13 protein-coding genes are annotated in these 14,388 nt (G+C 40.2%); 7 read left to right on the forward strand and 6 right to left on the reverse strand.

Annotated features, from left to right (window positions below):
- Positions 1-307: 307 nt before the first annotated feature.
- The 3 genes from SporoP32a_RS17215 to SporoP32a_RS11050 all read right to left on the reverse strand — a co-directional run bounded on the left by SporoP32a_RS17215 (position 308) and on the right by SporoP32a_RS11050 (position 1,684).
- A complete protein-coding gene (locus tag SporoP32a_RS17215) occupies positions 308-448 on the reverse strand; it encodes a DUF3953 domain-containing protein (protein ID WP_335696129.1) in 141 nt (46 codons plus the stop codon).
- A gap of 153 nt (positions 449-601) precedes the next feature.
- Positions 602-1,021, reverse strand: a complete 420-nt coding sequence (locus SporoP32a_RS11045; protein ID WP_085427928.1) for a hypothetical protein — start codon at positions 1,019-1,021, stop codon at positions 602-604.
- A gap of 108 nt (positions 1,022-1,129) precedes the next feature.
- Entirely contained in the window at positions 1,130-1,684 is a 555-nt protein-coding gene (locus SporoP32a_RS11050; protein ID WP_085427929.1) for a GNAT family N-acetyltransferase, read from the reverse strand.
- 601 nt (positions 1,685-2,285) lie between these two features.
- On the opposite strand from SporoP32a_RS11050, the gene SporoP32a_RS11055 reads away from it, so the two are divergent.
- From SporoP32a_RS11055 to SporoP32a_RS11070, 4 genes are all read left to right on the forward strand, one after another.
- On the forward strand, positions 2,286-3,377 hold the full coding sequence (locus SporoP32a_RS11055) for an NAD/NADP octopine/nopaline dehydrogenase family protein (protein WP_085427930.1): 1,092 nt from the start codon (positions 2,286-2,288) through the stop codon (positions 3,375-3,377).
- A gap of 197 nt (positions 3,378-3,574) precedes the next feature.
- A complete protein-coding gene (locus SporoP32a_RS11060) occupies positions 3,575-5,056 on the forward strand; it encodes an S-layer homology domain-containing protein (protein WP_085427931.1) in 1,482 nt (493 codons plus the stop codon).
- A gap of 139 nt (positions 5,057-5,195) precedes the next feature.
- A complete protein-coding gene (locus SporoP32a_RS11065) occupies positions 5,196-6,095 on the forward strand; it encodes an ABC transporter ATP-binding protein (RefSeq protein WP_085429059.1) in 900 nt (299 codons plus the stop codon).
- Entirely contained in the window at positions 6,095-7,672 is a 1,578-nt protein-coding gene (locus SporoP32a_RS11070) for an ABC transporter permease (protein WP_085427932.1), read from the forward strand. The genes SporoP32a_RS11065 and SporoP32a_RS11070 overlap by 1 nt, the downstream gene beginning before the upstream one ends.
- 57 nt (positions 7,673-7,729) lie before the next feature.
- Here SporoP32a_RS11070 and SporoP32a_RS11075 read toward each other — a convergent pair whose 3' ends face one another.
- From SporoP32a_RS11075 to SporoP32a_RS11080, 3 genes are read right to left on the reverse strand one after another with little or no spacing between them, the layout of a single operon-like run.
- The gene (locus tag SporoP32a_RS11075; protein ID WP_335696107.1) at positions 7,730-9,241 is read right to left on the reverse strand and encodes a GMC family oxidoreductase; all 1,512 of its coding nucleotides are present in this window, start codon (positions 9,239-9,241) and stop codon (positions 7,730-7,732) included.
- 17 nt (positions 9,242-9,258) lie between these two features.
- Positions 9,259-9,489 carry an FAD-dependent oxidoreductase gene (locus SporoP32a_RS17460; RefSeq protein ID WP_335696108.1) on the reverse strand — a complete coding sequence of 77 codons (231 nt, stop codon included), beginning with the start codon at positions 9,487-9,489 and terminating at the stop codon, positions 9,259-9,261.
- A gap of 17 nt (positions 9,490-9,506) precedes the next feature.
- On the reverse strand, positions 9,507-10,286 hold the full coding sequence (locus SporoP32a_RS11080) for a gluconate 2-dehydrogenase subunit 3 family protein (RefSeq protein ID WP_085427933.1): 780 nt from the start codon (positions 10,284-10,286) through the stop codon (positions 9,507-9,509).
- Between the two features lie 616 nt (positions 10,287-10,902).
- Here SporoP32a_RS11080 and SporoP32a_RS11085 point away from each other — a divergent pair.
- The 3 genes from SporoP32a_RS11085 (at position 10,903) to SporoP32a_RS11095 (ending at position 14,382) form a co-directional block, all read left to right on the forward strand.
- On the forward strand, positions 10,903-12,462 hold the full coding sequence (locus SporoP32a_RS11085) for an ABC transporter substrate-binding protein (protein ID WP_085427934.1): 1,560 nt from the start codon (positions 10,903-10,905) through the stop codon (positions 12,460-12,462).
- A 67-nt stretch (positions 12,463-12,529) separates the two neighbouring features.
- On the forward strand, positions 12,530-13,447 hold the full coding sequence (locus tag SporoP32a_RS11090; protein ID WP_085427935.1) for an ABC transporter permease: 918 nt from the start codon (positions 12,530-12,532) through the stop codon (positions 13,445-13,447).
- Positions 13,448-13,458: 11 nt separating this feature from the next.
- Complete coding sequence (locus tag SporoP32a_RS11095) at positions 13,459-14,382, forward strand: ABC transporter permease (RefSeq protein WP_085427936.1); 924 nt, start codon at positions 13,459-13,461, stop codon at positions 14,380-14,382.
- Positions 14,383-14,388 lie beyond the last annotated feature (6 nt).

The following is a 14,388-nucleotide window of genomic DNA, read 5'->3' on the forward strand; positions in this document are numbered from 1 at the left end:
TCGCTACGCTTCACTCGCAAAAGCCGTTCTTCGTTACGGCTCTTGCTAATCCTCCCGGAGTCGCCGGCTGTAACGAAGATCAACTAAGAAAGTGATCCTAAACAAACAGCGCCCGATAGCTAGATAGTGGTTTGAAACCGTTGATCTGCGCTGCAACCGGACGCTTTCTGGAGGGCGGGCGGTGAACCACACCCCTCGCTTCGCTCGCTAGGTGTTTCACCTGTCCCGCTGATCCTCCCAGAGTCGCCGGTTTCCGCTCCGATCAACTAAGTTACTACGAATAAATCATGTAACGCAATCGCGCCCTTTAACTTAATAAGAACCCTTGAATTGTGACGAACAAAGCAAACATAGAAGTTAACAGAAGTAGCCAACCATAAACTTTTCGACCTTCTCTAAACTCTTGAATGCACATTACTAAAAACATTAGACCTAAGGACAACATCATATAACTTTGGAATTGAAAATCATTTGTAATAAGTCCATATGCTGCAAAGGAAATTCCCAATGCCGCAAATACAAAATGTAGTATTCTTAACAACAAATCACTCCTTGTAAATCAACAAATGCGCCCGATTGCTAAGTATAGAATTCTATACTTTTAAGACTGTCCCAGTGAATTAGCTCTTGTCTTTATAGCAATTTTATTCAAAAACAGCCAAATGTGAAAATAAAGAACAGAACCCACAACTCCTAAAACTAGATATTCCATAACTCCTTCGCCCCACCCGTTTCTTACCAAATCTCCTAAGGCATAAATGTTACAAATTATTCCCAAAGATATAAATATAATTAAAGATATAAAGTAATTTCGTGTTTTAAAAAACTCTTGTACAAAGAAATCTACGCATAAAGTGATAAAACCGCCAATCAAAAAGACTGGCAATACAAAAAATCCCCATATAACAAGAAAGTCAGTTAGCTCAAAGTAATTTAATGAATCAAAATAGCTTAATGAAATCAGTTGTACAAATATAAAACTACTAACAAAACTAGTGATTGCGTAGATAATTAATATCATTCTTCATTCTCCTCTTTAACAAAGAAAGGATAATTTTATTTAAGAATCTGGCCCTATTGAGGCACAGTCCTTATTCAACAACTGCGCCCATTTGTTGAATTAACTTTTCTATTCTGTTTCTGAATACCATTTTAAAAATTTTTCTTTTTCCACTACGTTTAAAATACAAGGGGAATTAACCTCTGATTCTAATTTTTTATGTTCATCTGGAAACTCATTTTGGACTTCAATCCTCATAAAAGGGAGCTTCTCTTGAGATTTCATAGATCGTAGATTAGAAATTTTAGCTCCAGCAAACACATAATCCAAATTCAATTCCGTAAATGCTTTATATAAGATTTTCTTTTTTGCTAATAAATTATAGCCTTGTCCCCAATATTGATGTCCTATCCAAGTACCGATATGACTAGTTTTATTGATATTATCAATGTCCTTTAGTGTTATTACCCCAATTAAATTTTCGGTTTCATCAAGGATGACTCTTGAATATTGCTTTCCCAGTTTTTCTTGTTCCTGAATAAACTCGATAAAACCGATAGTTCCTTCAAGTGAAGTTTGGTCATCAGTAAGTCCCAACGCATCTTTTACTTGAGGTGCTGACGAAAGTGATGACATAGATTTTACATAAATTTTATTATGTGGAACTAATGACATTTTGGACATCCATATCCCCCCAAACACTCTAATAATCTTTGAATCCCTATCAAACAATATGGCCCGATTGCGGAACATCATCATGGTCCTGGTCCAGCTCCATAGAAAACAAAATAAGCAACTACTTACTAATATTATTATCATCGCTATGGGCTTGAAGTTTAAATTCGGGCTTTGTGTATCTGTCTATATTTTACAATACTACGCAATCTTACCTACTATCTCAATATCTTTTCCAAATTATTTAATCAATCATCATCTACTATCGTTCTAAACATTCTATTTATCCAAGTTGAAGAGGTCTTTCACATAATATCACCACATTCGTTAATTCGACTAACATAGTCTAATTGATGATCTAGTAGAGATCACTGAAGTTATCTAAATCTTCCGATATGGTGTATGCTAGGGAAGTAATACAAAAAAGTTAATAAATTGAAAAAGAAAGCAGTCTTTTTTGGTAGAAACTTGTCTTCATTTTAATGAGGGAAAATGTATTCTAAAAAACCTTATAATAGACTCTTTGTAAACACTCTAAAAGGTTTATATAAAATGGGCCCGTAACTATGAAATTGATGAATCTTGATATCAAATCATTGGAGGGAACTTTATGAACATTACAGTAGTAGGAGCAGGGCACGGAGGTACAACCATCGCAGCAGATTTAAAAATGAAAGGTCACTTGGTCACCTTATTGAAAACATCCAAGGGGCTGCATACTGAACATTTCGATCATATTGCGCGAAATAAAGGCGAAATCACATTACTAGATCATTCCGTAGAAACTACTGTGCATCTCGATTTAGTCACAACGGATGTACAATTGGCTATCACAAATGCGGAAATTATTATTATATATGTGCAAACAAATTACCATGAGGACGTAATCAAACGTATTATTCCATTCATGAATGAAGATCAAATTGTGTTGCTGGAACCAGGTTACTTATCTACTGCTTATTTCTTAAAACACGAAAAAGAGAAAAGTTTCACGATCGTAGAAGCACAAAGTTCTCCAATTGATTGTCGAATTGTAGAACCTGGGAAAGTGAAAGTTTTATTCAAGAATGTGCGAAATCCTGTAGCGATATTTACCAATCGCAATGAAAAAGTAATACAGGAGAAATTGAATACACTAGACTATAACTTCGTGTATTTGAATTCGATTATCGAAGCGGCTCTTCATAATCCTAATTTAATTGTTCATACAATCGGTGGGATTATGAGTATTCCTCGCATTGAACATACAAAAGGTGATTATTGGATGTATAAAGAAGTATTTACACCGCATGTTTGGAACATCGTCAACAGTTTAGATGATGAAAAAATGAATGTTCTGGAAGCGATTGGGGCAGAAAGATTACCTTATGTGGAAGCGTGTAGGTACCGTAATTCTGAAGATCTAACTATTGATGCGAAAGAAGCGTTTCTGACGTACGCAAAGAACAGTTCGCCAGAAGGTCCGTTTGTAGCGGATTCCCGATTTATTACAGAAGACGTACCCGAAGGCTTAGTTTTATTAGAATCTCTCGGACAAATGTTGGGTATTAAAACACCTACTTGCAGTAGCTTGATCGATATCGCTTCTGCAGCGTTAAACGTAGACTTCAGAAAGAATGCCAGAACGGTGGAGTTACTTGGCAAGGGAAATCTGGAGAAAATAATTGGTTTCACGAATCATGACTTTATGATACCAGCGTAAGAAACGACCAAATACACAGATTTATATTTTAAAAGACCCCCTTACAGATAGAAAGCATTCTGCGAGAGGGGTCTTTAATTTGATTTATACTGTTATGCATGAATCTAGAGGGAAATGAATTCAAAAAACTTTGAAACTATTTCTGTAATTCTACGTCTGTACGGCATACTACTAGATTATGGAGAGGATGAAGTCGAATGAAGAATAAAATCATAGCGGTACTCGGTGCGATTTTGCTAGTATGCAGTGTGCCTTTATCAAGCGCAGCTGCAGGTGATTCGGGGTTTCCGGATGTTCCCGCTACGAAACATTTCGCGGAAGCAGTGAATGACTTGGCGTCACGTAATATAATTGGAGGCTATCCAGACGGTACATTCCGGCCGAACGACTCTATCACGAGAGGGCAAGCAGCTGCCATTATTGTGAAGATGACGAAACTGCCTACTACGACTATAAAAGATCCAAAATTCCAAGACGTTTCGACTGCAAATGGCTATTATAAAGCGATTGCGGTATTAGCGGAAAAAGGAGTCATCAACGGCTATGGCGACGGACGATTCGGACCAAACGATTCGATTACGCGTGCGCAAATGGCGTCGATCATCATCAAAGCGTTTGAATTGCCACTATATCATGATCCGGATTATGGATTTTTAGATGTTGCACATAAAAATGGCCACCGTGAAGGAATATATAGTCTGTATCAACTCGGGCTTACAACAGGGACGTCTCCTACGACATTTAGTCCAAACGCTTCCATTACAAGAGGTCAAGCAGCGAAATTACTAAAAGCGGCGGAAGATGTAAAGCCTGGAATTCTTACGATGCATGCAAAAGATTTTAAATGGAAGAGATTCAACAATGTCAGCAAAACAAATTCGAATGTATTCGATATTGTGGCAGACAGTGAAATTCCAAGCCTGCCCAATTTGAATACAAAGATTCATATTGTTCCAAAGAAAGAAGGAACGGCTACACTGACTTTTTCAGGGGTTGCTTCATCCGAGACATCCGATAAAAATTATAGAAAATACTATGTACATGTCAAAAAAGTGAATGGTGCATGGGATATTTCATTGGAAGAGACGGCAGATATCTATTCCACACCTGTAGAGCTGTGGAAGTATTATGAAAGAAGAGAAAATAACGAACCGTTCATAGATGCTAAAGCGATTACCCTTTCGACAACGGAAGGAGAACTGGTGAATGATCGCGTAGGATTTAAGCGATGCGAAAATCAGTCGTTGCAATATTGTAATGCCATCCAAATGGATCAGCCGGGCGAATTTATTGCGACGGTTACGTATGCTGACGGCGTGAAAACACGTTATTATATCGCATCGACTGAAGTAAAAGAACAATTTTATTATTCCGTCCATGTCACGTCAATCAAACCGAATGAAGTGCTGAGCATATGGGAAGGCGCTAAACTGGGCAAGCATGTGCTGCCTAAAGGAAGTGAACAGATTGCGACGGTGACAAGGGACCCGGGGACGAATGTGTTCCGTATCACACCGAAGAAGCCAGGAGATTTCTTTGTCGACTTCCCGGAAGCTAAGGGAGTGTCGCAGGGAAATCACAGGGTGTACGATGGTATCCGGGTGAGAGTCAGTCAATTTGGCCCTTACCTGCATGTAGACGCAACGGTTAGTGAAGAAGATGATATGATTTTTAATTAATAGAATATTAAGGAGCAAAGCAGGCATGGATCACATGTCTGCTTTTTGGTGTTTGCAAAAAAGTATCTCGAGCGGCATAGTCCTATGCTACACTATAATTAATAGAAAAGTCTGACTTGGACTTAGGGAGGGCATGCATATAAACGTGATTGAGATGAAGCAAGTGACGAAAGCTTTCGGTGCGCATCATGCGTTAGATGAACTGGATCTATCGGTAATGAAAGGGGAAGTATTCGGCTTTATCGGGCCGAATGGGGCAGGAAAGTCGACAGCGATTCGGGTGTTGCTTGGCATGCTCCGTAAGACGAGTGGGACGGCGACGGTTTTTGGTGAAGATGTATGGCGCGATGCGGTGAAGATTCATCGTCGTATTGCGTATGTGCCAGGGGACGTAAATTTATGGCCGCAGCTGACGGGCGGGGAAGTGATTGACTTATTCGCAAGTCTTCAAGGGAAAATGAATACGCAAAAACGTGATAAATTACTGGCGCGTTTTCAGCTAGATCCAACGAAGAAGTGTCGGACGTATTCGAAAGGGAATCGACAGAAGGTTGCGCTCGTAGCGGCATTTGCTTCGGATGCGGAGTTGTTCTTACTCGATGAACCAACGTCTGGACTCGATCCGTTAATGGAGAAAGTCTTTCAACAATGTGTGGCGGAAGTGAAGGCGGAAGGGAAGACAGTGTTGCTGTCGAGCCATATTCTATCCGAGGTCGAGAAACTGTGTGATCGAGTCGGTATTATTCGGCAAGGTCGGCTAATCGAGTGCGGCACATTGAATGAACTGCGACATTTAACACGTATGCAACTAACCGTGGAAACGAGAGTTCCAATAGAATCGCTCGCTTCCTGGCAAGGCGTCCAAGACGTAGTACAGACGGAAATGGGTTGGACATTTCATGCAGACGCTGAAGAGATGGAATCGATTATGCAGAAGTTGAGCAGTTACGGCATACAAAGAATAGAAAGTGCACCGCCAACGCTTGAAGATTTATTCATGCGACACTATGAAGAAACAGCGGAAAGTAGGGAGTCGTGATGAAGGGGCGGTTTGTAGGAGTCGCTCGTCTATCAATGTTCATTATCCGCCAAGACCGACTGCGATATGTATGGTGGCTTATGGGTATCATTGTGCTGACGCTCATTGTTCCACCGGCTCTTAATGAATTATATCCAACACAGCAAGACCGGGACGTGTTAGCGGAAACGATGAAAAACCCAGTGATGGAGACGATGGTCGGTCCTGGTGACCTCGCGAATTACACGCTGGGTGCGATGGTATCGCATCAGATGCTATTGATGACCGCAATCGCAGTCGCTGTCATGAATATTTTATTGATGGTGCGACATACGCGAGCAGAGGAAGAAGAAGGGCAAGCGGAGTTATTGCGGTCATTTCCAGTCGCCCGGGATTCGCAGTTGACGGCTTCGATGCTGACGTTGACCGGAGTGAATCTACTGCTAGCTTTATTGATTGGTGTGGGTCTGTCTAGTCTGTCATTCGATAGTATGGGAGTAACGGGGTCGTTCATTTATGGCGCGGCGCTTGGTGTGATCGGGATGTTTTTTGCGAGTATCACAGCCGTTTGTTCCCAACTGGCCGGAAGTTCGCGGGGAGCGGTCGGGTTGTCATTTACGGTGATGATCGCCTGCTATTTGCTGCGGTCAGGCACCGAGTGGATCCCGCCATTTGGCTGGTTGACGCAAGTTCAGCCGTACAGTGAGAATAACTGGTTACCTGTAGGTGGCTTACTCGTCGCGGGTGCTGTGTTGTTTTTATTTGCGGTGATGTTACTAGGAAAACGGGATATTGGATCTGGCTTGATTCCGTCAAGAAACGGTCGTGCGCATGCATCTGTTTTGTTGCGTTCACCGATTGGCCTCGCTTGGCGATTACAACGGACGACATTCCTATCGTGGTCCATCGGCATGTTGGTGCTCGGTGTGTCGTATGGTTCAGTCCTTGGTGATTTAGATGCGTTTTTCCAAGACAATGATATGCTCGCTTCGATGATAGTGGCGGATGAAAACAGTTCGTTAACTGCCCAATTCTTGCCCATGCTCATGGCGGTGTTAGCATTCATCAGTACGATTCCCGCATTGTTGTCGATTCATAAAGTGGTGGGGGAAGAACGTAAGTCACGTGTGGATATACTGCTTAGCCGTTCTGTTTCTAGAACTGCGTTATTTATGTCGTATCTAGTGCTTGCATGTATTACGGCTGTTATGATGTTGAGTTTTGCAGCACTTGGTTTATGGCTAGCGGGAACTACTTCAATGGAAGAACCTTTTTCTTTCCAAACGGTTTGGCAGGCAGCACTCGTCCATTTTCCAGCCATTGCGGTGTTGATAGGAGTCAGTTCATGTTTGATCGGCATTGCCAAGAAAGCGGTCGGGTTGGTTTGGCTATATCTTTTCTATGGATTTATGACGCTCTATTTAGGCGGGCTGTTCCAATTTCCTGAGTGGATGGAAAAGTTGTCACCTTTCGGATTCGTTTCAAAATTGCCGATAGAGGATATGAATTGGTTGTATGCTGGCGGGTTGATAGTTATGGCGATCTTGTTGATGATAATTGGCATCAATCGCTATACAAATCGGGATATAGAAGGATAGGAAAACAACAAAAAAACCAGACGAAGATGTCTGGTTTTTTGCATGGCTTGTATACTATTAAACTGTAGCTTTACTGCTCTTTGGTTCAACCAATAAACCACCGTCACCTTTAAGGTAGTTAATCATATCTTCTGTAGCACGATAAGCGAATGCACCAATCGTTTCTGTAGGGTTCGAGTTACCGAAGTGAGGGAATGATGATCCGCCCACGACGAATACGTTTTCCATATCCCATACTTGTGAATACGTATTAACAGCGGAGATTTCTGGGTCTGTACCCATGATCACGCCACCTGCTGCATGTGTATTGACGCTGGATGAAGTCATTTCTACATCGTCCGATACAGGAGGAGTATTGACGATATCCGCGCCCATTTCTTCTGCGATTTCAGCACATTTTTCAGCGATTGCTCTTGCCATATTGCGTTCTTGGTCTGTAAACTTAGCTGTGATTCGTAGAAGAGGATCACCGTAAATATCTTTATACGTTGGATCCAAGTCTAGGTAGTTATGCGTACGTGGTAACGTACCTTGCATACCACCAATATTTAAATAACGATGTGCATAATGAATGGATTTCTCTTTAAATTCTTTACCCCAATACGGAGTACCTTGAGGCACACGGTTATTCGAGATAGCCGCCGCACCGTCTTGGAAAATACTGATGTTAAATCCAAGAAGGAAGTCTGTAGCCGTGTTATCGATATGATCTCCATTAAAGTCATCGATTACACAACCGAGTGCACCAGCTCCTGCGAATGTATTGAGCTTCTTGTCTTCAAAGAATGCAGTAGCGGAGTTTCCGCCAGTTCCTGTGTAGTGTGAAGTGAAGTTTTTACCAATTACGCCTTTTCCAGTTTCGGAATTATATTGTTCTCCGATTCCAGATAGCATCATCAAACGGTTATTACCTGAGAAAAATGCAGCCGATACAACAAGGTCTGCCGGTTGTTCGAATTCCTCAAGAGTAAGTGGGTCAACGTATAATACGCTAGTTGCTTTTTTCCCGTCATGTAGAATGCGTTTTACGTGTGCATTGTTACGGATCTCAAAGTTTCCAGTTTTTTGTGCTGTCTTAAGAACTGTAACGATCGGATCTGCTTTTGCCGCAAAGTCACAACCGTACATAGAACAAAATGCACAAAATACGCATGCGTTGATTGTTTCGCCATCTGGATTTACATATTGTTGTGAAATCGTTGCAGCTGGCATGCGGAATGGGTGATACCCAAGATTAGCCGTAGCTTCTTTGAATAATTTGATAGGTGGAGACTCTTTCATCGGTGGGTTTGGATAATCGTTAGCACGTGGTGGTCCTAATGGATTCACTTCACCTGAGATCCCCGCCGTTTTTTCCCACTTATCATAATACGGTTCCATATCATCGTATGTAACGCCCCAGTCCTGAATCGGCATATCTTTAGGGATTCGTTCTTCACCGTACTTTTCTACGATTTTAGTACGGACTTCAAAGTCGGAGGGAAGCCAGCGATACGACCAACCTGACCAATGCACGGATGTCCCGCCTGTACCTTCGTCGTAGATTGGGTATCCATTATGTTTACGCATAGGAATTGCATCATCACCTATATTGTTTCGAACGTCATCGTTTGTTTCGTTAAATCTTGAGCTAACTCATGACGTTTTGTATAACGAAGTTCATCTTTTGAACCGATGAAATTTTTTGTGCTTCTTTCCTTACCACGTTCTAGGCAGACCACTTTATAGCCAGCTTTACTTAATTCAGCCGAGGCGATTCCTCCGGCCCAACCGCTTCCAACAACGACAACGTCTACTTTTTCTAGTTTTTCAGCCATGTATTAAACCCCTTACATTACGATTTTTGTTGATAACTTGTTAGACTAATTGGATCGCGTTTAACGAATTCGTCTTTTTCGATGATGTCTGCGTATGAAGGTACAGCACCAGGGAATTCTTGCATTTCCCAGCCAGCCATATTACGATTTCCACCGTATAGTGGGTCAGAATATGCACCTTCCATTGTCAATTCGCGAAGTAACTGGAACATACTACCCGCATTTACGCCACGAAGTTTCACTTTGGAACACTCGAAGTCTTGCAAAACTTCGATCTGTTGCTCTTCTTCTGCTTTATCAAACGTTACATCAAAACGTTTTCTACTTTCATCATTCATTTTTCTAATTCCAGTAATAATTACTTGGCCTCTGTTTAGACTAGTTTGATCAACGGGAGGATCATTTGTTAAAAATGGTCCTTGTCTGTAATCGGAACCATTGATGCCCCAAGATCCAGCCATTTGTTTATCGATGAAGTAAGGAACTCCTAATTCAATCGCTCCTGGACCATTATCATCTTTTGGCAATATACGCTCAGTTGCTTGTTCAAGAACGACGAAGTCTTCATATCTCGAAAAGAACATACGTGCTTCAGTTAACTCTACTTTTTTCGTATCTGTTTGTACGGGTGCGCTTTTATCGGATTTAAATTGGTTAGTCAGTAGTCCACCTAACAATGAACCACCTGCGACTCCACCGACAACTAAGCCGGAATTTTTCATAAATTGACGACGACTTGTATCGGGTGCTTGTCCAGCATTGGACCCGCCTGGTTTTACATCTTTATGATCGGCCATTTTCCATCCCCCTAATTTCAAAAGTGCTTTAATGTTAAATAGATAATTTGGCGATTTGACAGTTTTACCTAATTCATCATGCTATGTCAAGAAGATTTCAATAAAACGAATGATAAACGATATAAAGTTATTGAGCGTTTATTTAATTTTTTTATTCTGATTCAATGGCTATTTCAAGCTAGAATATATAATTTAAGTAGCAATGTGAAAATACTTCTAAACCACATAAAGAGTTATATAACTAATAGGGCTATCTTTCTATTTAAATTAATACAGTGTAAAAGTTACAGAGGGGGATATCTCATACTACTTAATTTAGGTTATTAAGTTAAGCACCTGAAAATATATACATATTTTGGGTAACTTGATCCCTGAAATAGTCATTTAGCATTTAAATGATTACTTTTAACTAGAGATCTTGATTTGTAATTAAATTCAGATGTGTATATAGGTATAAAGTGATATTGACCGATTTTTGATTATTGTAATAGAATGAACATATTGTCTTTTTTAAATATTATATATTTATAGTACGTTGTATAAGTGATATGGGAATGTTCAAATGTAAGTGCTTACAACGCAAAAAGCAATAGAATAGTATAGGGAGATGATGGCTATGAGTAAGAGGCTAGGTTTATTACTAACATTATTTGTTGCGATGCTAGTAGTATCTGCTTGTTCGGGCGATGGCTCTAAGGACAAAGATGGCAAAAGTGGTAGTAAAGAAAATGAGGACAGTAAAGTGTTAACGGTAGCAATGGGATCAGATATTGTCAGTTTCGATATTCATGATCATAATAATACCTCTACTGAGTCTGTGCACGACAATATGTATAATTACTTGTTTAAAAGAGATGCAGATAATGTTGTTCAACCTGAATTAGTTGAAAGTTTTGAACAGGTAGATGAACTTACAGTTAAAATGAAGTTAAAAGAAGGTGTGAAGTTTCATAATGGAGATGATTTAACTTCAGAAGACGTGAAGTTTACACTTGAAAGAGTAGCAACAGATGAAAAGCTAAAAGAACATGCTAACTATAAGCAAATTAAAGAAGTTGAAGTAATAGATGATTTGACTTTCAATGTAATTACACATGATCCTGAGCCATCATTATTCCATAGATTGTCCAGACTAGGATCTGGTATGTTACCTAAAAACTATATTGATGAGAATGGATGGGATCACTATCTCTCAAATCCAGTAGGTACAGGGCCATACAAGTTTAAACAATGGGTTAGAGACGACAGAGTGGTTCTAGAGCCATTTGAAGATTATTACGACGGTAAAGTCGATGAGTGGGATGAAGTAGTATTCCGTGTTATTCCCGAAAATTCAACACGTGTTTCAGAATTATTAACTGGTGGTGTTGATATTGCAACCAATATCCCACCAAGTGATTGGGACCGTGTTAATGACAACGATGGTACTTCAATGAAAACAGAAGTTTCCAATCGTACACTTTTGCTAATGTTAAGATCAACAGAAGGTTATCCGACTTCTGATGTTCGAGTTAGAAAAGCTATTGACTATGCTATTGATAATGCAGCTTTAGCAGAACATGCATTAAAAGGCGGAGGAGTTCCAACGCGTACAAGAGTTGGCCCAGGAAACTTTGGTCACAACCCGGATTTGTATGATACGTACAACTATAATATTGATAAAGCCAAGGAGTTACTGAAAGAAGCAGGGTATGAAGATGGATTTGAAATGACGTTCCAATCACCACGTGGACGTTATTTACAAGATGCTGAAGTATCCGAAATGATTGTAGGAATGCTTTCACAAGTAGGTATAACAGCGAAACTGGAATTCATGGAGTGGAGTAACTTTGTAGAGATGCGTACTGCGAAAAAGAACGGCGATGCTTACTTACTGGGGTTAGGTAACTCAATGTTTGATGGAGCGTATTCGGTAGATTGGTACCGCGCGGAACGTTTCGAAGGGGAAACAGACTACAAGAATGATGAAATCGAAGAATTGCTTGATCAATCAGCTGTAAACATGGATGAGAAGACACGCGAAGAGCAAATTCAGAAAATCGAAGAAATTGCTGCTGAAGACGTGCCTCACGTAATTCTATATCAGGAATCCATAAATACAGGCGTTAGTGATCGTGTGAACTTTGAACCAACAAAAGATGAAATGATTTACGTACCGAATATCAAACGAAACTAAATAATCTACTGGGGGTTAGGGGAGCTGTATACCCTGACCCCTAGTTTATTTAAGAAGGAGGAAAGCAATGGTTAAATTCTTGCTGAGAAGAATACTGGAAATAATACCTGTTCTTCTAATTATATCTTTTATTGTATTTACTCTTGTATTTGTTGCAGGTAATCCTGTTGCTCTTATGCTTCCTGAAGACGCTTCTACTGAGGATATTATTGCACTCGAAGCCGCGCTTGGGTTAGATCAACCTTTTGTCGTCCAATACGGAAAGTATATGTTAAATCTAGTACAAGGTGATTTTGGTCAATCCTTTAAATACAATACGGATGCATTACCTTTAGTATTAGAGAGGCTGCCAGCCACATTAGAACTCGGTGTAGCAGCACTATTACTGGCTATTATTATTGCGATACCACTTGGAATATGGTCTGCCACGAAAAAGAATACTTCTATTGATTTATTTGCAACTGGTGGTGCAGTACTTGGTAAAGCAATGCCTAACTTCTGGTTGGGAATTATGCTAATTTTATTATTTTCTGTAACACTAGGGTGGCTGCCAGTTTCCGGTAGGGGAACGTTAGCTCACTTAGTCTTACCTGCTATTACGCTAGGTACTGGAATAGCGGCAGAAATGACGAGACTCATCCGTTCAAGTATGGTGGAAACATTGAGTCAAGATTACGTAAGAACAGCAAAAAGTAAAGGGATTCGGAATTTCTTTGTTGTGTATAAGCATGCATTTAGAAACTCACTAATTCCCGTCATTACAATTACTGCATTACAAACTTCTACGCTTGTAGGAGGAACATTAATTACAGAAACAGTATTTTCGTGGCCAGGTTTGGGTCAATTATTAATACAAGCTGTGAATACAAGAGATATGGCAATCGTGCAAGCAAGTGTCTTTGTCATAGCAGTTCTTGTTATCTTGTCGAATCTAATAGCTGATATTTTATATAGAGTTTTAGATCCTCGGATTAAATATAACTAAGAGGTGAATTCATGTCTAATTTACATAATCCTGCGATAAATGGCTCTGAACAAACAACACAGTCGGTAAAGAAAAGTAGTTTCCAAAGATGGATTAGAATGTTGTTGAAAAGTAAGACGGGAACGGTGGGGATGTTGATTGTATTAGCCGTTATATTTGTAGCTGCTTTTGCAAATGTTTTAGCGCCATATGATCCTGCTTTGATCGATCCTACTAAGATATTAAAGCCGCCTTTTTGGTTGGATGGTGGAAGCATTGCGAATGTGTTGGGTACAGATAATTTAGGTCGGGATATACTAAGTAGAATTATTTACGGTTCTAGAGTGTCTTTATTAGTTGGTGTTGCCTCCGTAATACTCGCTGGAATTATTGGGGTAATCGTAGGTTTATTTGCAGGATATTATGGCGGATGGCTAGATACAGTTTTAATGAGACTAGTAGACTCATTTCTCTCTATCCCGAATATTCTATTTGCGCTTGTATTCTTAAGTGTTTTTGGTCCAAGTGTCCCTACATTGATTGTTGTATTGGGGGTAACGAATTGGGTTGCCTACGCACGAATTGTTAGAGGAGAGACACTCTCTATTAAGGAAAGAGAATTTGTTAAGGCAGCCCGTTCAATGGGTGTGAAGAACAATAAAATTATAGGCAGACATGTTTTGCCGAATGTTATCTCTTCATTTATTGTCATCTCCACATTAAGTGTTGCCACGACAATTATATTAGAAGCCTCTCTTAGTTTCTTAGGACTTGGCGTACAGCCTCCTACTGTTTCGTGGGGAGGAATATTAAGCGATGGACGAGATTACTTGGCAACTAGTTGGTGGTTAGCTACGTTCCCGGGCATTGCCATCACCGTAACGGTTCTAGGTATTATTTTCTTGGGGGACTGGTTACGTGATGTGCTTGATCCCCGTTCACAAGGTCGAAGTTAAGGAGGT

The sequence above is a fragment of the Sporosarcina ureae genome (assembly GCF_002109325.1).
Taxonomy (GTDB): Bacteria; Bacillota; Bacilli; order Bacillales_A; family Planococcaceae; genus Sporosarcina; species Sporosarcina ureae_C.

Excerpts from the sequence above, each read along its gene's own strand:
- SporoP32a_RS17460 (WP_335696108.1), bottom strand. The coding sequence starts at position 9,489 with ATGGCTGAAAAACTAGAAAAAGTAGACGTTGTCGTTGTTGGAAGCGGT.
- SporoP32a_RS11070 (WP_085427932.1), top strand. The coding sequence starts at position 6,095 with ATGAAGGGGCGGTTTGTAGGAGTCGCTCGTCTATCAATGTTCATTATC.
- SporoP32a_RS17215 (WP_335696129.1), bottom strand. The coding sequence starts at position 448 with ATGATGTTGTCCTTAGGTCTAATGTTTTTAGTAATGTGCATTCAAGAG.
- SporoP32a_RS11055 (WP_085427930.1), top strand. The coding sequence starts at position 2,286 with ATGAACATTACAGTAGTAGGAGCAGGGCACGGAGGTACAACCATCGCA.
- SporoP32a_RS11095 (WP_085427936.1), top strand. The coding sequence starts at position 13,459 with ATGTCTAATTTACATAATCCTGCGATAAATGGCTCTGAACAAACAACA.
- SporoP32a_RS11045 (WP_085427928.1), bottom strand. The coding sequence starts at position 1,021 with ATGATATTAATTATCTACGCAATCACTAGTTTTGTTAGTAGTTTTATA.
- SporoP32a_RS11085 (WP_085427934.1), top strand. The coding sequence starts at position 10,903 with ATGAGTAAGAGGCTAGGTTTATTACTAACATTATTTGTTGCGATGCTA.
- SporoP32a_RS11050 (WP_085427929.1), bottom strand. The coding sequence starts at position 1,684 with ATGTCCAAAATGTCATTAGTTCCACATAATAAAATTTATGTAAAATCT.
- SporoP32a_RS11060 (WP_085427931.1), top strand. The coding sequence starts at position 3,575 with ATGAAGAATAAAATCATAGCGGTACTCGGTGCGATTTTGCTAGTATGC.
- SporoP32a_RS11080 (WP_085427933.1), bottom strand. The coding sequence starts at position 10,286 with ATGGCCGATCATAAAGATGTAAAACCAGGCGGGTCCAATGCTGGACAA.
- SporoP32a_RS11075 (WP_335696107.1), bottom strand. The coding sequence starts at position 9,241 with ATGCGTAAACATAATGGATACCCAATCTACGACGAAGGTACAGGCGGG.
- SporoP32a_RS11090 (WP_085427935.1), top strand. The coding sequence starts at position 12,530 with ATGGTTAAATTCTTGCTGAGAAGAATACTGGAAATAATACCTGTTCTT.